Source organism: Rhizobium sp. H4, from assembly GCF_003013335.1.
GTDB classification, from domain to species: Bacteria; Pseudomonadota; Alphaproteobacteria; order Rhizobiales; family Rhizobiaceae; genus Rhizobium; species Rhizobium sophoriradicis.
Genome location: NZ_PSOW01000004.1, coordinates 226,785 through 242,153, shown reverse-complemented (window position 1 = coordinate 242,153; position 15,369 = coordinate 226,785). Strand labels below are relative to the sequence as shown.

Sequence of the window (15,369 nt, the reverse complement as noted above, 5' to 3'; positions counted from 1 at the left end):
ATCAGCTGCCCGAAGCGATCCTGCGGGCGGCATTGATGGCGCGGCGGGCACCGGCGCGCAGCTGTATGGTCTCGGCGCCGGCGGTGACCAGATCAAAGCCGAACTTCAGCAGTTCGCCGGCCCGCTCGCCATCGCCGGCATAGGCGCAGGCGAATTTGCCATGGGCGCGGCAGCGCGCAACCGCGTGCTGCATGGCGCTGTCGATCTCGGCCGCATTCGGCGCCACCTGATCGCCGTTCGACAGAGCGATCGAAAGGTCGGCCGGGCCGACAAAAATACCGTCGATGCCGGTTACACCAAGAATGCCGTCGATCGCGTCGAGCGCCGCGCGGGTCTCGATCATGGCGATAGCGACGGTGAGCTCGTTGGCAGTCTTCAGATAGGCGTCCGCCGCCAGACCGCTATGATTCAGCGCCAGGGACGGTCCCCAGCTGCGCTCGCCGAGCGGCGGATATTTCGTCGTCCTGACCAGGGCTCGTGCATCCTCGGCCGAATTGATCATCGGCGCAATGACACCGGAGGCCCCGGCATCAAGCAGCCGCGATGCGGAGGCAAAATCGCCGACCGGAATGCGCGCGATGGCCGGCTTGCCGGCAAGACGCGCCTGAGCAACGGCATTTGCCGCCGACTGCATGTCCCACATGCCGTGCTGCATATCCAAGACGACGGCGTCGAAAGCTTCCTGCGCCAGATGGTTGACGAGCATGGCGTCGGGGATACCGACCCAGGCCGAGATCATACCGGCCTGGTGCTTCCTGATGCGGTCGGCAAAACCGTCGATTTCAGCTGCGCTCATGCCATTCTCCTCATTCGACAGGCCGTCAGCGGCCGGTTGCCGCCAAGCGGCCAATTCATCCTCTGCGGCGAAGCCGCGAGATGCTGACCATCACGACGATGCCCGCCGCCGCCAGAATGGCGCCCCAGAGCATCCAGATCTTTTGGGCAATCATGAAACTCGATGCCGGATAGGGAAAATAGCCGCTTCCCTGCCCGATCCAGATCAGCCCGAATACGACCATAAGCAGGCCGACGACATATCCGATGGTTCGCATGCTTTAGTCACCTCCGCTAGGGATTCGGCCCACAATGTCGATCGCCATCGCCGATGACAAGGCTTCTTCCGAGGAGAAATGCAACCGTCGCTAATCATTCTTCTTCACCTCATCCGACAGCCATGTGCTGAGCCTTTCGCTGTGGACGTTTGGAGATCGCGGAGGCACCAGCCAGTAACCGCGGTCTCGAGCCTCCAGCGACGGGCCGGCTTCCAGCAGCATGCCTGCCGAAAGCAGTGTGTCGACGAGCCCCATCCAGCCGAGCGCCACGCCCTGCTCGCTCAGCGCGGACTGAACGACCAATGAATAAGTATTGAAGCTGATATCACCGCGGCCGGCATGGGCGCCGCGCAGGATGGAGAATTCGGCAAAATACGTGCGCCAGTCGAACCAGGGCGATGGCAGCGGTGCGTCGAGATGGATCAGCCTCGCCCCGGCCAATTGCCCTGGATCGTCGAAGGGTCCGTTGCGATCGAGGAATCCCCGCGTGCAGACGGGCACGACCCTCTCCGGCAACAGAAGGGTGCCGACGGCTTCGAACTCCGTCCGCGTACCGAAAACGACCGCGACATCGGCTTCGTCGCGAAATCCGGCCGCAAGCCTCTGCGTCGCGACGATCTGTATGTCCGTTTCCGGATGCAGACGTCGAAAGCCATCCATGCGGGGAATCAGCCAAAGCGCCGAGAAAGCATAGTCGGTCCTGAGCCTGACGACCGGCCTCTCGGCTTCGACACGGAAACTGCGGGCGAGCGCATCGATGTCGCCGACCGCCTTGGCAGCGACCGCGAGAAGGCGCTCGCCTTCCGCGGTCAGTTCGACGCCGCGATGCTGGCGGCGAAGCAGGTTGACGCCGAACTGCTGCTCCAGCCGGCGGATCTGGTAGCTCACAGCAGGCTGGGTCAGCCCGAGAAGCGTTGCAGCCGCCGAAAAACTCCCGAGCCGTGCAACTTCGACGAAGAGGCGCATCCATCCGAGCTCAGGTGGGTGATCTGACATAGAAATACCTTTGAGCGGCCATCGAAAAAAGCTGTCTTTACAGCTCTCACAATAGGCGCTTCAATAAAATCTTCAAATAGCAAAGGGAAATGACATGGGGCGCCCGAACATCCTCATCCTGATGGTGGATCAGCTGAATGGAACCTTCTTTCCCGATGGTCCCGCCGATTTTCTTCACGCGCCGCACCTGAAATCACTGGCCGGCCGCTCCGTGCGTTTCGCCAATACCTATACGGCAAGCCCGCTCTGCGCGCCGGCGCGAGCCTCCTTCATGTCCGGGCAATTGCCGAGCCGGACGCGCGTCTATGACAATGCGGCGGAATTTGCCTCCGATATCCCGACCTATGCCCACCATCTGCGCGCGGCCGGATACCAGACGGCGCTTTCGGGCAAGATGCACTTCGTCGGCCCCGACCAGCTTCACGGTTTCGAAGAACGCCTGACGACGGATATCTATCCAGCCGATTTCGGCTGGACGCCCGATTACAACAAGCCCGGCGAGCGCATCGACTGGTGGTATCACAACCTCGGTTCGGTGACCGGCGCCGGTGTGGCCGAAATCACCAATCAGATGGAATATGACGACGAGGTCGCATATCACGCCACGCGCAAGCTCTATGATCTCTCGCGCGGCCATGACGAGCGTCCCTGGTGCCTGACCGTCAGCTTCACCCATCCGCACGATCCTTATGTCGCGCGCCGCAAATTCTGGGATCTCTATGAGGACTGCCCGGCCCTCGACCCGGCGGTCGCGGCAATCCCCTTCGAGCGGCAGGATCCTCATTCTCAGCGCCTGATGAAAGCGTGCGACCACGATGCGTTCGACATCAGCCAAGAGCAGATCAGGCGGGCAAGACGCGGCTATTTCGCCAATATCTCCTATGTCGACGACAAGATCGGCGAGCTTCTCGGTGTGCTGGAACGCAGCCGTATGGCCGAGAACACCATCATCCTTTTCGTGTCCGACCATGGCGACATGCTTGGCGATCGCGGCCTCTGGTTCAAGATGAACTTCTTCGAAGGATCGTCCCGCGTGCCGCTGATGATCGCAGCCCCCGGCTGGACGCCGAAGCGCATCGACCAGCCCGTCTCTACCCTCGATGTGACGCCGACGCTTGCCGGTCTGGCCGGCATCGATATCGCGTCGCTGAAGCCGTGGACTGAAGGCCAGGATCTCGCAAGCCTTGCGAAGGGCACCGGCAGCCGCGGCCCGGTACCGATGGAATATGCCGCCGAAGGCTCCGAGGCGCCGCTCGTCTGCATCAGGGACGGCCGATACAAGCTCTCGCTCTGCGAAAAGGACCCGCCGATGCTGTTCGATCTCGAGGCAGATCCGCAAGAGCGCGAAAATCTGGCAGCCGACCTGGCCCATGCCGAAATTCTGGCAGAGCTTGTCGAGCAGGCGAGCCGGCGCTGGAACCTTGCCGCTTTCGACGCGGCCGTGCGCGAAAGCCAGGCCCGCCGCTGGGTGGTCTACGCGGCGCTGCGCAACGGCGCCTATTACCCATGGGATTATCAGCCGCTGCAGAAAGCATCGGAGCGCTATATGCGCAACCACATGGATCTGAACGTGCTGGAGGAAAGCCAGCGGTTCCCGCGCCAGGAATAACGGGAACGCTCCGGTTCAAGCCGTTCGGCGCGCCGGCGCGTCGCGCAGAAAATCCTCGATGAAGGTCTTTTGCAGCAGGATGCCGTCCCATTCGTCAGCGAAGAAGGTCGAATCGTAGATCAACGTGAAGGGGCCGGCATAACCGGCCCTTTCGCACATCTCCAGGCACATGCGGTAATCGTCTGCATCGAGACCGCCGGCATTGTAATCGGCCTTGGCGTGGCAGATTTCCGCCCGGCGCATGATATCGGCCAGACCGGCATATTTCGCAGGTGCCGACCAGTTGCCGAGGTCGCCGTTGAGCCCGACCTTGCCATCCAGCCGGTCGAGCAGCCAGTTCATTTCGACCGGCGACGGTAAGAGGTCGAACCAGTTCTCGACGACGATACGCACGCCGCTGCCTTCCGCCTTCTCGGCCAGCCAGTTGAGCTGGCGGGCCGCACGGTCAAGGTTTTCCTCAGTCGGCTTCTGCTTGCCGGCGATGACACGCATTCTCTGCGCCCCAAGGGCCGCCGCGATGCCGATCCACTCCGCGATCCAGCCGATGTCGCGCTCGGCCGTCCCGGCATGGCTGGGATCGCCGTCCTCGACGAGCAGTGTCTGGAATAGCACGTTCGACGCCGTCATCGCGTCGCTGAGTTCGCTAAGATAGGCGGGATCGAGGCTCGGCAGATGGAAGGAGCAGATCTCCAGCCGGTTGATGTCGCGCGCCGCCAGCATCGCCGGCACGTCGATCAGTGCCGCGCCGCCGGGACCGTAGGGTTCCTTCGGCGCCGCGCTTTTGTCGGGATCCGGGCTATAGGCATGGACGGCACCGAGCAAACGATGCAGCGACCATGTCGAAACCGCGAAGCGTCCGTTTTGCAAAAGCTGCATCTGCCGTCCTCCCAGGATCTCCTGTTGCCATCAATGGCAATAAACGCCTGTCGGTTCAATTGTCGATCAGGCGAAATCGCCGCGGATGATCGACTCGGCGGCAAGAGCCGCCCCGAGCAGCGCCTCGTCGCGGCGCGCTGTTGCCGACAACAACAGGCCGACCGGCATGCCGGCCTCGCCCGTGCCGCAGGGGACGGAGACGCCGCACCAGTCGAGGAAATTGCCGAACATCGTATTGCGCAACGTCTTGTTGTTCGTGGCAAAAAAGAGCTCGTCATCCTGTTCCAGCGGCGCGATCGGCGGCGCCACATGGGCGACGGTCGGAAAGGCGATCAGTCGGTCGCCGACCAGGCGGTCGACATCGGCGATCAGCCGGCGACGAGCCTCGAGAATCGACATGTAATGCGGCGCCGTCGTCCTCGCTCCCAAGCGGGTGCGCAGGACGACGCGATGATCCATGCGGTCCGCTTCCGGACCTGACAGCCGCTCCTGATGAAGGGCATAGGCTTCCGCAGTCACCAGCGGGCCGTACGTCGTCAGCAGATCGATGATTGCGTCGAAAGCGGGGATGGTGATGCGCAAAACCCGAACACCTGCCCTTTGAAGGCGCTCCAGGGCCGCTTCGAAGGCGACGACGACACCCGGTTCGGCCCCATCGAAGACGATGTTTTCAGGCACGAGCAATTCCTGCCCCTGCAAGCGCCGCTCAGCGACAGCGGGCGCCGTCAGGCCGCGCATCGCCGCATCGATCCAGACCGCATCCTTGACGGTGCGGCAGAGCGGCCCCAACGAATCCAGGCTTTTCGCCAGCGGATAGACACCGTCCATCGCATGGCGGCCGCGTGTCGCCTTGTAGCCGACGATGCCGTTGAGGGCGGCGGGAATGCGCACCGACCCACCGGTATCCGTGCCCATCGCGACCGGGACCAATCCAGCGGCGACGGCCACACCGGCGCCGGAGGAGGAGCCGCCGGGGATGCGCGGGCGGTCGGAACTGCGCGAATTGACCGGCGTGCCGTAATGCGGATTGATGCCGAGGCCGGAGAAGGCGAACTCGCTCATATTGGTGCGGCCGATGGCGATCATGCCGGCATTCCCCAGCAAATCGACGACGGCTGCATCCCGCACGGCCGGCGCATCCCCTGCCAGGACAACAGAGCCTGCCGTCGTCGTCACCCCTTCGATATCGAAAAGATCTTTCCAGGCGATGGGAATACCGTCCAGCAATCCGAGCGAGCGCCCTTCGCGCAAGCGCAAGGAAGCGGCGCGCGCTTCCTTCATCGCCCGCTCTTCGAACAGCGTGGTGAAGACGGCCTTGTCGACGTAATTCGCGATGGCCTCGAAGACGGCCTCTGCCACATCGACCGGATCGGCTGCGCCGCCTTGAATGAGGACGGAAAGCTGGGCGACCGTCATGGCGCCGAAGGATTTGCTCATGGGACCATCCAGAGGAAATATCGCTCCGGATTACCGCGGATCATTTCGACGAGCCAGAGCTTCACGATATTTTGCATCGATTAGTTCGATTTTTTGAACACTGCGTTTGCAGATCGCCCCTTCAATTGCCGCGATTGAAGACACACATGATGCTCGCATTTGGAGTAGGATGCGGCGCGAGGGTGTGAGTTTACTCTCGGGACGCGACTCTGCATGTGTTGCAGGAGTAATTAGATGACAGATTGTGAAACTTTAAGCCGTCACCAAGATATGGTGACCGTCCACGTGAAAGAGGACGAAACGGCCGGCGCCGGCGAGCGCGATTATGCGGAACATGTCAGTGCCCAGAAACTGTCGGGTTTTGAGCGCGTTGTCGTTGTCGGCGCATTGCTTGTCTTGAGCTTTGCGGGTTTTGCCGCATATTCTTCCGGCAATACCGATCCGATGACGACATCGGCGATTGCCGCCCCAGCCGGCGATAACACGCCGCATCATCCGCCTTACGGCCATTGCCGCGACAGCAGCCCCTACGCTGAAAGGGTCTGCTGACAGCCCAGCTACTTCGCCGGGCTGAAAGCTTCGCCGGGCATGGAACCCCTTGGCCCAGGCTGCAAGACAGCAGGAAAAGGGAAAAGAACCATGGCCGGTGATATCGACTTTAACCTCGACCGCTTCGTCGAAGCCCAGAACGGCATCTACCAACAGGCGCTCTCCGAGCTCAAAGCCGGGCGCAAGACGTCCCACTGGATGTGGTTCATCTTCCCGCAGATATCAGGTCTCGGCACGTCGGCGATGGCGGAGAAATATGCGATCCGTTCGGCCGAGGAAGCCGCTGCCTATCTCGCCCACCCCATTCTTTCAAGCCGGCTGCTGCGCTGCGTCGAGGCGATTTTATCGGTCGACGGCCGATCGGCGCATGACATCCTCGGCTCGCCCGATGACTTCAAGCTGCGCTCATCGATGACGCTGTTTGCCGCGATCAGCGATCACGGCTCGCCTTTCCACCGGGCGATCGAGCGTTTCTATGAGGGACAATTCGACGAGCGGACGATGGAAATCCTCAGCGCCAGGCAGTAGCCGCTCTGTTCTCCAGGGCGGCGATCTCGTCGGAGACCTCGCTCAATCGCTGACGCAGATCGCTGTCAGTGCCGTCATCGACCTCTTCCTCGCCGAAACAATAGCGCGCATCGTGAAGCTCCAGCTTGGCTTCGAGCTCGGCGCGTCTGGCATATAGGCGCTTGAGATAGACGTAGTTCATCTCTGCCTCCACATCGCCTTCCGGTGATGGAAAAACGGCATGGAGGCGGTAAGGTTCCCCGGAGGTCAGGTGAAAGAGGCGATCGCCGCCCTGCAGGCCTTGGCGAAATGACCGCAACAGCTGGCGGCACCCATCGCCTGGCGGCTGACTCGCGCGCCTTCGAGCAGCAGCGTCAGCGTATCGGCAAGAAGTTGAGGTTCGCGCGCACCGGCTGCCGAACAGAGCGCAGCCAGGCGATCGCGCTGTTCAGCCTTGTGCCGCTCGATCATCTCGTGGGCGGGATGGCCCTCGCCCTTGAGTTCGATGGCGGCATTGGCGAGATCGCAGCCGGCGGGCTCGCCGTTCAGACACTGCGCCCGCATCTCGACCCAGACGTCCAGCTGGGCGCTGGGATCGCCGGGATGGGCCGCCTCCAGATCCCGCCAGATGGCATCCGCCTTTTCGGACGCGCGGCGCAGCGTCTCGCAGACGAGCTCGTCCTTCGAGCCGAAATGCCGGTAAAGCGTCATCTTGTTGGTCGATGCCGCATCGGCGATGGCATCGACGCCGATGCCGCGAATGCCGTGTTCGCGGAAAAGCTCCGAGGCGGTCGAGACGATGCGCTCCCGCGGAGGGATGCGATCTTCTGGAACGGCGGCGGAGATTTCACTCGAAGTTTCTGATTTTTTTGCGGACGAAGTCCTTGACATCAATGTGACCGATCGGTAACAACTGCATTGTTACTTACCGGTAACACCACAGACCGCCAAAGTCAATGCCGAGAGCTTGGCGGCGCAAAGTGGAACACGGGCGACCGCCCACGAAAGGAGGACAAGCCATGAGAAAGACCAGAGACGACCTGACGATATCCGAAGCCCTTCGCGACCCCCTGATCGCCATGGTATTGCGCGCCGACGGCGTGAAGCTTGAAGATTTCAAGCAACTCCTGGAGACGGCTGCCGGCAAACGCGAACCGCGCCCGACGCCGGTCGGCAAAATGATCGGAGCACTTGCAAGCCGCGCCAACCTGCCGGCGATGCCCTGCTTCGGCTGAAACAAATTTCCGGATACCGGGGGATCTCTCCCTGCCCCCGACAAGGGCTGTCGTCATAAAGAGGCGGCGGCCCTTGCTGCTTGGTCGTAGTGGCCGGAAAGCGCCCTGAGCGTCGCCGCCACTGCCGATGTCGCTGCCGGATCGAGCCCAAGCCCTCTGACCGAATCCACCAGCAGCGCTTCGCGCACGGCGCGATATTTCAGGCAGGTTTCAAGGCCTTTGTCGGTGGCGGTAATCAACTTTTCCTTGCCCGCCCGCGTGCTTTTCACCAGACCGCGCTTTTCCAGTTTCTTGATCGCATAAATCACCAGATGCGCATCCTCGACGCCGAGCACGCTGCAAAGGTCGCCGAGCCGCTTCGGCCGCTGCCGGTGAGCCACCGAATGCAGCACCAGCACGTCGATTGCGGCGCAGCCCGGTTCGCCCGCCGCTGTCATGCAGCGCACCATCCAGCGGTCGAAGGCATTGCTCGCGAGGATCAGGCCGAATTCCAGCTCCGAGAGTACAGGAAGCGCGCCATCGGCCAGATGTGCCGAGGAGACGATCGGCCCGATCTCCTGTCGTCCACGCCCTTCCGCCATTATCAACACCTCCGCGATCCAAGACGAGGACGTTGACATTTTATCGATAAATCGTCAATAAATTTCAGTTCAACAGGAGGCCGGACGATGGGCGGACAGTGGGATTTCTGGATCGATCGCGGCGGCACGTTCACCGATATCGTCGCCCGGCGCCCGGACGGCTCACTCATTGCCCACAAGTTGCTCTCGGAAAATCCGGAAGCCTATCGCGACCCGGCGGTGCACGGCATTCGCGAGTTGCTCGGCCTCAAAGCTGATGATCCGGTCCCTTCCAAGCTCATCGGCGCGGTGAAGATGGGAACGACGGTCGCCACCAATGCGCTGTTGGAGCGCAAGGGCGACCCGACCCTCCTGGTGACGACCAAGGGTTTTCGCGACGCGCTGGAGATCGGCTACCAGGCCCGCGCCGATATCTTCGCCAAGAAGATCGTCAAGCCGGAACTGCTCTATGCCGATGTCATCGAGGCCGACGAGCGCGTGCTGGCCGACGGCACCGTGGAACGCCCGCTCGACGAGGAAAATTTGCGGCAAGCGCTGGTAGCTGCCTATTCCCAAGGGCTGCGCGTCGTCGCCATCGTCTTCATGCACGCCTATCGCTACCCCGAGCACGAGCAGCGGGCCGCCGCCATCGCGCGCGCGATCGGTTTCACCCAGATCTCGCCCTCGCATGTGGTTTCACCGCTGATCAAGCTCGTCGGCCGCGGTGATACCGCCGTCGTCGATGCCTATCTGTCTCCGGTTCTGAGGCGCTATGTCGATCAGGTCGCAGCCGAGCTCGGCGCTGTCGAGGGACAAGGCCCGAAATTGATGTTCATGCAGTCCTCCGGCGGGCTGACCGACGCGCATCTCTTCCAGGGCAAGGACGCGATCCTCTCGGGTCCTGCTGGCGGGGTCATAGGTGCGGTCGAGGTCTCACGCATTGCCGGTTTCAACAGGATGATCGGCTTCGATATGGGCGGCACCTCGACCGACGTTTCGCATTACGACGGTGAATTGGAACGCGCCTTCGAGACTGAAGTGGCCGGCGTGCGGATGCGCGCGCCGATGATGAAGATCCACACCGTCGCCGCCGGCGGCGGCTCGATCCTGAGCTATGACGGCTCGCGCTTCCGCGTCGGCCCGGAATCGGCCGGCGCCACGCCCGGCCCGAAATCCTATCGCCGCGGCGGCCCGCTTGCCGTCACCGACGCCAACATCATGACCGGCAAGCTGCTGCCGGAATTCTTCCCTGAGATCTTCGGGCCGGAGCAGGACCAGCCGCTCGATGCCGAGGCGGTGCGCGCCGCCTTTGCCGAGATGGCAGAGACGATCGGCGGTGGGCGCACGGCGGAAGACGTCGCCGACGGCTTCCTCGCCATCGCCGTCGAGAACATGGCCAATGCCATCAAGAAGATCTCCGTCCAGCGCGGCTATGACGTTTCCGGCTATGCGCTCACCTGCTTCGGCGGCGCCGGCGGCCAGCATGCCTGTCTCGTCGCCGACAGCCTCGGCATGAAAACCGTGTTGATCCATCCGTTTTCCGGCATCCTCTCGTCCTATGGCATGGGGCTTGCCGACATCCGCGCCACGCGCCAGCGCGCAGTGCTGACGGAGATTGCCGAGGCGCTGGCGACGATTGGCGGCATCAGGGCTGAACTGGAGAAAGATGTCCGCGAGGAGTTGGCGCTGCAGGGCGTCGAGGCTGCCGATATGGAGATCGTCACCCGCCTGCACCTGCAATACAAGGGCACCGACACCGCCCTGCCGGTCGCCTTCGGGCCACAGGAAGAGATGGTGCAAGCCTTCGCCATCGCCCACAAGAAGCAGTTCGGCTTTATCTTCGAAGACCGTCCTGTTGTCGTCGACTCCATCGAAGTCGAGGGCATTGGGGGCGGCGCCAACATCGAGGAAACGGTGACACGGGCGGAAGCCTTCGTACCGCGAGCGCTGCGCACGACCCGCATCTTTTCCGGCGGTGCATGGCATGAGGCCGGTATCTTCGAACGCGGTGCACTGAAGCCTGGCGCCATCATCAAGGGCCCCGCGCTCGTCATCGAACCGCATCAGACGATCGTCGTCGAACCCGGCTGGCAGGCAAGGCTCACCGGCCACGACCATATCGTCCTCACCCGCGAAATCACGCTGGCACGCAATGCCGCCATCGGCACGAATGCCGACCCCGTCATGCTCGAAGTCTTCAACAACCTCTTCATGGCGATCGCCGAACAGATGGGCGTGACGCTGCAGAACACGGCCCATTCGGTCAACATCAAGGAACGGCTCGATTTCTCCTGCGCCGTCTTCGACCGCACCGGCGCGCTTGTCGCCAATGCGCCGCACATGCCGGTCCATCTCGGCTCCATGGACCGGTCGGTCGAAACGATCATCCGCCTCAACGAGGGCCACATCCGCCCGGGCGACGTCTTCGCGCTCAACGCTCCCTATAATGGCGGCACGCACCTGCCTGATATCACCGTCGTCACACCGGTTTTCGACGACGCGGGAAAAACCATCCTGTTTTACGTCGCCTCGCGCGGCCATCACGCCGATATCGGCGGCAAGGCGCCGGGCTCGATGACGCCGCGGGCAACTAAGGTCGACGAGGAAGGCGTGCTGATCGACAATTTCCTGCTGGTCGAAGAAGGTCGTTTTCGCGAAGCCGAATTCGCGGCGATGCTGAAGGATCATCCTTATCCCGCCCGCAACCCCGCCCAGAACCTCGCCGACGTGAAGGCGCAGATCGCCGCCAATGAAAAGGGCGTTTGGGAATTGCGCAAAATGGTCGCTCATTTCGGGCTCGACGTCGTCGAAGCCTATATGGGCCATGTCCAGGACAATGCCGAGGAGAGCGTTCGCCGGGTGATCGCCCGCTTGAGCGACAGCGAATTCACCTATCCCACCGATCAGGGCGCCGTCATCAAGGTGAACATCACCGTCGACAGGCAGGCGCGTGAGGCAACCGTCGATTTCACCGGCACGAGCGCGCAGCAGCCGACCAATTTCAATGCGCCGGAACCGGTGACGCGCGCCGCCGTGCTCTATGTATTCCGCGTCATGGTCGAGCAGCCGATCCCGATGAATGCCGGCTGCCTGCGGCCGATCCGGATCATCGTGCCGGAGGGTTCGATGCTTCGTCCGGTCTATCCGGCCGCCGTCGTCGCCGGCAATGTCGAGACCAGCCAGCATGTGACGAATGCCCTGTTCGGCGCGCTCGGAACGCTGGCGGCAGCTCAGGGCTCGATGAACAACCTGACCTTCGGCAATGCCGTCTATCAATATTACGAGACGATCTGCGCCGGCGGCCCGGCCGGCCGGCTCAACGACGGCACTGGTTTCGACGGCGCCGACGGCGTCCACACGCATATGACCAATTCGCGGCTGACCGACCCCGAGGTGCTGGAATTCCGTTTTCCTGTCGTACTCGAAGATTTCCACATCCGCCGCGGTTCCGGCGGCAAGGGACAGTATAGCGCCGGTGGCGGCACCGAGCGCACCATTCGGTTTTTGGAAATGATGGATTGCAGCATTCTCTCCTCGCATCGAACGATCCGGCCGTTCGGCCTGTTCGGCGGGGAAGACGGACAGCTGGGGAAAACCGAGATCCGTCGCGCGGACGGCACCGTCGAAAGGCTGGAAGGCTGCGACCAGTCGATGCTCGCCGCCGGGGACGCCGTGATCGTCACGACGCCGACCGGCGGCGGCTTCGGCAGGCCGCACTGAAGCGCGTCGCATCAGACCTGATCGACACGCTTCAGCTCCTCGTTTCATGCAGGTCTTTGACCCGGAACCGCCAATTCCGTCCGACCTGCATCACAGGATCGGCTTGCCGCCGGTGACCGCGATTGTCGTGCCGGAGACATAGCTCGACAAAGGATCGGCCAGCATCACGTAGGCTGTTGCAAGCTCGGCCGGCTGGCCCGGCCGTTTCATCGGCACCTGCTTGCCGAAATTGCTGACGCTTTCCTCAGGAAGCGTTGAGGGAATGAGCGGCGTCCAGATCGGCCCCGGCGCCACGGCGTTGGCGCGAATGCCTTTCTCGGCCAGAAGCTGGGCGAGGCCGGCGGTGAAATTCTGGATCGCCCCCTTGGTCGTCGCATAGGCGAGCAGTGTCGGATTCGGACTGTCGGAGTTGATCGAGGCCGTATTGATGATGGCGCTGCCGGGCTTCATATGGGGGACGGCCGCCTTGGTCAGGTAGAACATCGCGTGGATGTTGACTTTGAAGGTCAGTTCCCACTCCTCGTCGCTGATCTCGTCGATGCTCTTGAAGCTTGCCTGATGTGCGGCATTGTTGACGAGAATGTCGATACCGCCGAGCTCCTTGACCGCCGTGTCGACGATCTGCCGGCAATGAGCCGGATCCTGGATATCGCCGCTGACGAGCACGGCCTTGCGTCCGGCCTGTTCGACGAGCCGCTTCGTCTCGTCGGCATCCTCATCCTCGTCCAGATAGGAAATCACCAAGTCGGCGCCCTCCCTGGCATAGGCGATCGCCACCGCCCGGCCGATGCCGCTGTCGCCGCCGGTAATGATGGCCCGCTTGCCCTTCAACCGTTCGGAACCGCGATAGCTTTTCTCGCCATGGTCGGGAACGGGATCCATCTGTGCGGTAAAACCCGGCATTGGCTGTTTCTGGGACGGGAAAGGCGGTGTCGGATAATTCGTCATCATGACCTCCTGGGTTCGGGGTCAAACTCAGGCTGCGGCTTGTTGTTCCAAGGGGGATTACGACGGCATGGTTTTCGGGTTGTAATGACCACATATTTCGAGAACGCATTAGGGCACGTATCAATCTGGAGCAATCCGATGTCCCGTCCTCCGCGAATTGCTCGATCGCGTCGAAGCCGGCGAGACTTTCCAGATTGCGGGTCGGCAAGCCGGTAGCGCAACTCGTGCTATGAAGACATCGCAAAACCGATTGATGTCGAACGGCTGAAGCACTGGCCGCCTCGATGACGCCCGCTGCTGAGCCGGTCGATACCCCAACCTTCATTCGTATGCGCGACACAGATCGCCACTAATGTTCTCCGTCGAGACCTCGGTTCTCGTCGCCGGGACGGTGTCCGATTTCGAGTGCCGTCCCGCCCGAATGCAGAATCCTCCTCGACAGACACCCAATTGTGGTTGCAATGGCGGGGCAGTACACGTAATACCTGACGAGACACCGAAATTGCAACTGACAGATCAGTGGATACGGGGATGGTGGTGGCCGAAGTATAATCCTTGAGTTTCCCCAGGACTTCCATCGCTGGCGCACCCGTCTACAGGATCAACCTATAAAATGTTGCGATTTGCCACAGCGACGACTATCCCATAGTAATGTAGCACGATCGCTGTCTTAATGAGGTGCATGGAATTGGACGGAAAGACATCACCCCCAGTTTACTCCGAAGATGAAGGCCATGCCGACGAAGCCGCCGGCAAGGGCGCGCGGCGCGCGCGCGTCAGCGGCATCGACCGCGCGCTCCAAGTGATCGATCATCTCTATGAGACGGGATCGCCCGCCGGCGTCTATGCCATTGCCAAGGCGGTGAAGGCACCGCTTTCGACCGTCTATGTCATCGTCGACGATCTCGTCGAGAAGAACATGCTGACACGCCAGGCGGACGGCTCTATCTGGCTCGGCGCCCGCCTTTATCACTACGGGCTCGCCTATGCCCGGTCGCTGGATTTCATGAGCATCGCCACGCACGAAATGCACGATCTCTGCCGCCAGGCCGGCGAAACCGTTCAGGTCTGCGGCCGCGACGGCGATTATATGCTGGTGCTTGCCATGGCCGACGGCCCGAGCCACTTCCAGGTGGCCTCGCGCGTCGGCACCCGGGTGCCGCTAAACTGGACAGCATCCGGCCGCCTGCTCGTCGGCCACCTGCCCGAGGAAGAGCGCATCGAGCTTTTCAAGCGCTGTGCCCGCTCGTCGCCGACCGGCCGCGCCGAGATCGATCCGGGCACGCTATCGGAAGCCGCCGCCAAGGCCTTCGAGGCCCGCCTGTCGATCCAGGCGGGGGAATCCGATTATGCGGTCGCCTGCATCGCCTCGCCGATCTGCGACCGCGACGGCCACTGCGTCGCCACCATTTCCATCGTGCTGCCGGAGCAGAAGGCTTTTTCCGACGAGAACCACTATACCGCGCATGTGCGCAATTCGGCGGAGCGGATCGAAAAGCTGATGGGCTGGCGCAATCGCTGAGGGTTTAAACCGGAGATAGGATTCTAAATTGCTGTCATCGACAGCGTCTGCGGGGAGTTTGGACATGGCCGTTCTGACCGTTCGAAATGTGCCCGTTGAAGTACATCGAGCATTGCGTCTGCGCGCGGCGATGAACGGTCGCAGCACCGAGGCGGAAATTCGTGACATCCTGGAAAATGTCGTTAATCCCAAGCAGCGCATTCGCATGGGGGATGCGTTGGCGGAGCTCGGTCGGCGGTCGGGACTTACCAGTGATGATTTCGCTGTATCTGGCCAGCGATGGGCACCCGCGGAGCCGTTCCAGTTTGAATGATCCCTGAACCACCAAACACCTCACGCCTATCGGACGGATTTCCGA

At 62.2% G+C, this 15,369-nt stretch carries 16 protein-coding genes; 7 read left to right on the top strand and 9 right to left on the bottom strand.

Annotated features, from left to right (window positions below; translation table 11 throughout):
• Position 1: 1 nt before the first annotated feature.
• The 3 genes from C4N04_RS08090 to C4N04_RS08080 form a co-directional block, all read right to left on the bottom strand.
• Positions 2–796, bottom strand: a complete 795-nt coding sequence (locus tag C4N04_RS08090; protein ID WP_077989653.1) for an aldolase/citrate lyase family protein — start codon at positions 794–796, stop codon at positions 2–4.
• A 55-nt stretch (positions 797–851) separates the two neighbouring features.
• Complete coding sequence (locus tag C4N04_RS08085; protein ID WP_010032807.1) at positions 852–1,052, bottom strand: hypothetical protein; 201 nt, start codon at positions 1,050–1,052, stop codon at positions 852–854.
• Between the two features lie 90 nt (positions 1,053–1,142).
• A complete protein-coding gene (locus tag C4N04_RS08080) occupies positions 1,143–2,048 on the bottom strand; it encodes a LysR family transcriptional regulator (RefSeq protein ID WP_077989654.1) in 906 nt (301 codons plus the stop codon).
• A 94-nt stretch (positions 2,049–2,142) separates the two neighbouring features.
• Between C4N04_RS08080 and betC the strand changes: the two genes are divergently transcribed.
• Positions 2,143–3,657: a choline-sulfatase gene (gene betC, locus C4N04_RS08075; protein ID WP_077989655.1), complete on the top strand. Its 1,515-nt coding sequence runs from the start codon at positions 2,143–2,145 to the stop codon at positions 3,655–3,657.
• 15 nt (positions 3,658–3,672) lie between these two features.
• On the opposite strand, the gene C4N04_RS08070 is transcribed toward betC, so the two are convergent.
• Both C4N04_RS08070 and C4N04_RS08065 read right to left on the bottom strand, forming a co-directional pair.
• Positions 3,673–4,533, bottom strand: coding sequence for a TIM barrel protein (locus C4N04_RS08070; protein WP_096763534.1), 861 nt, complete (start codon positions 4,531–4,533; stop codon positions 3,673–3,675).
• 66 nt (positions 4,534–4,599) lie between these two features.
• The gene (locus C4N04_RS08065) at positions 4,600–5,970 is read right to left on the bottom strand and encodes an amidase (protein WP_077989657.1); all 1,371 of its coding nucleotides are present in this window, start codon (positions 5,968–5,970) and stop codon (positions 4,600–4,602) included.
• Between the two features lie 270 nt (positions 5,971–6,240).
• On the opposite strand from C4N04_RS08065, the gene C4N04_RS08060 reads away from it, so the two are divergent.
• Positions 6,241–6,519 carry a hypothetical protein gene (locus C4N04_RS08060; protein WP_170961481.1) on the top strand — a complete coding sequence of 93 codons (279 nt, stop codon included), beginning with the start codon at positions 6,241–6,243 and terminating at the stop codon, positions 6,517–6,519.
• A 90-nt stretch (positions 6,520–6,609) separates the two neighbouring features.
• Positions 6,610–7,047 carry a DUF1810 domain-containing protein gene (locus C4N04_RS08055; protein ID WP_106795763.1) on the top strand — a complete coding sequence of 146 codons (438 nt, stop codon included), beginning with the start codon at positions 6,610–6,612 and terminating at the stop codon, positions 7,045–7,047.
• On the opposite strand, the gene C4N04_RS08050 is transcribed toward C4N04_RS08055, so the two are convergent.
• Positions 7,031–7,228, bottom strand: a complete 198-nt coding sequence (locus tag C4N04_RS08050; protein WP_096763531.1) for a hypothetical protein — start codon at positions 7,226–7,228, stop codon at positions 7,031–7,033. The two genes, C4N04_RS08055 and C4N04_RS08050, sit on opposite strands and share 17 nt — an antisense overlap.
• A 65-nt stretch (positions 7,229–7,293) precedes the next feature.
• On the bottom strand, positions 7,294–7,917 hold the full coding sequence (locus C4N04_RS08045; protein ID WP_009994566.1) for a TetR/AcrR family transcriptional regulator: 624 nt from the start codon (positions 7,915–7,917) through the stop codon (positions 7,294–7,296).
• A gap of 128 nt (positions 7,918–8,045) precedes the next feature.
• Between C4N04_RS08045 and C4N04_RS08040 the strand changes: the two genes are divergently transcribed.
• Positions 8,046–8,261, top strand: coding sequence for a hypothetical protein (locus C4N04_RS08040; protein ID WP_009994565.1), 216 nt, complete (start codon positions 8,046–8,048; stop codon positions 8,259–8,261).
• 53 nt (positions 8,262–8,314) lie between these two features.
• On the opposite strand, the gene C4N04_RS08035 is transcribed toward C4N04_RS08040, so the two are convergent.
• On the bottom strand, positions 8,315–8,842 hold the full coding sequence (locus C4N04_RS08035) for a winged helix DNA-binding protein (protein WP_096763529.1): 528 nt from the start codon (positions 8,840–8,842) through the stop codon (positions 8,315–8,317).
• Positions 8,843–8,929: 87 nt separating this feature from the next.
• Here C4N04_RS08035 and C4N04_RS08030 point away from each other — a divergent pair, with 87 nt between their 5' ends.
• Positions 8,930–12,541 (top strand): hydantoinase B/oxoprolinase family protein, encoded by a 3,612-nt coding sequence (locus C4N04_RS08030; RefSeq protein WP_106795762.1) that lies wholly within the window; start codon positions 8,930–8,932, stop codon positions 12,539–12,541.
• Positions 12,542–12,631: 90 nt separating this feature from the next.
• Here the strand turns inward: C4N04_RS08030 and C4N04_RS08025 are convergent, their stop codons facing one another.
• Positions 12,632–13,489 carry an SDR family oxidoreductase gene (locus C4N04_RS08025; protein WP_077989662.1) on the bottom strand — a complete coding sequence of 286 codons (858 nt, stop codon included), beginning with the start codon at positions 13,487–13,489 and terminating at the stop codon, positions 12,632–12,634.
• A 682-nt stretch (positions 13,490–14,171) separates the two neighbouring features.
• Here C4N04_RS08025 and C4N04_RS08015 point away from each other — a divergent pair.
• Entirely contained in the window at positions 14,172–15,011 is an 840-nt protein-coding gene (locus tag C4N04_RS08015) for an IclR family transcriptional regulator (RefSeq protein WP_040111482.1), read from the top strand.
• Positions 15,012–15,075: 64 nt separating this feature from the next.
• Positions 15,076–15,324 carry a plasmid stabilization protein gene (locus tag C4N04_RS08010; protein WP_077989663.1) on the top strand — a complete coding sequence of 83 codons (249 nt, stop codon included), beginning with the start codon at positions 15,076–15,078 and terminating at the stop codon, positions 15,322–15,324.
• Positions 15,325–15,369 lie beyond the last annotated feature (45 nt).

What these genes read in the sequence shown, in the direction of transcription:
- C4N04_RS08090 (WP_077989653.1), bottom strand. Translation starts at nt 796, where the DNA reads ATGAGCGCAGCTGAAATCGACGGTTTTGCCGACCGCATCAGGAAGCAC.
- C4N04_RS08085 (WP_010032807.1), bottom strand. Translation starts at nt 1,052, where the DNA reads ATGCGAACCATCGGATATGTCGTCGGCCTGCTTATGGTCGTATTCGGG.
- C4N04_RS08080 (WP_077989654.1), bottom strand. Translation starts at nt 2,048, where the DNA reads ATGTCAGATCACCCACCTGAGCTCGGATGGATGCGCCTCTTCGTCGAA.
- betC (WP_077989655.1), top strand. Translation starts at nt 2,143, where the DNA reads ATGGGGCGCCCGAACATCCTCATCCTGATGGTGGATCAGCTGAATGGA.
- C4N04_RS08070 (WP_096763534.1), bottom strand. Translation starts at nt 4,533, where the DNA reads ATGCAGCTTTTGCAAAACGGACGCTTCGCGGTTTCGACATGGTCGCTG.
- C4N04_RS08065 (WP_077989657.1), bottom strand. Translation starts at nt 5,970, where the DNA reads ATGAGCAAATCCTTCGGCGCCATGACGGTCGCCCAGCTTTCCGTCCTC.
- C4N04_RS08060 (WP_170961481.1), top strand. Translation starts at nt 6,241, where the DNA reads ATGGTGACCGTCCACGTGAAAGAGGACGAAACGGCCGGCGCCGGCGAG.
- C4N04_RS08055 (WP_106795763.1), top strand. Translation starts at nt 6,610, where the DNA reads ATGGCCGGTGATATCGACTTTAACCTCGACCGCTTCGTCGAAGCCCAG.
- C4N04_RS08050 (WP_096763531.1), bottom strand. Translation starts at nt 7,228, where the DNA reads ATGAACTACGTCTATCTCAAGCGCCTATATGCCAGACGCGCCGAGCTC.
- C4N04_RS08045 (WP_009994566.1), bottom strand. Translation starts at nt 7,917, where the DNA reads ATGTCAAGGACTTCGTCCGCAAAAAAATCAGAAACTTCGAGTGAAATC.
- C4N04_RS08040 (WP_009994565.1), top strand. Translation starts at nt 8,046, where the DNA reads ATGAGAAAGACCAGAGACGACCTGACGATATCCGAAGCCCTTCGCGAC.
- C4N04_RS08035 (WP_096763529.1), bottom strand. Translation starts at nt 8,842, where the DNA reads ATGGCGGAAGGGCGTGGACGACAGGAGATCGGGCCGATCGTCTCCTCG.
- C4N04_RS08030 (WP_106795762.1), top strand. Translation starts at nt 8,930, where the DNA reads ATGGGCGGACAGTGGGATTTCTGGATCGATCGCGGCGGCACGTTCACC.
- C4N04_RS08025 (WP_077989662.1), bottom strand. Translation starts at nt 13,489, where the DNA reads ATGACGAATTATCCGACACCGCCTTTCCCGTCCCAGAAACAGCCAATG.
- C4N04_RS08015 (WP_040111482.1), top strand. Translation starts at nt 14,172, where the DNA reads ATGGAATTGGACGGAAAGACATCACCCCCAGTTTACTCCGAAGATGAA.
- C4N04_RS08010 (WP_077989663.1), top strand. Translation starts at nt 15,076, where the DNA reads ATGGCCGTTCTGACCGTTCGAAATGTGCCCGTTGAAGTACATCGAGCA.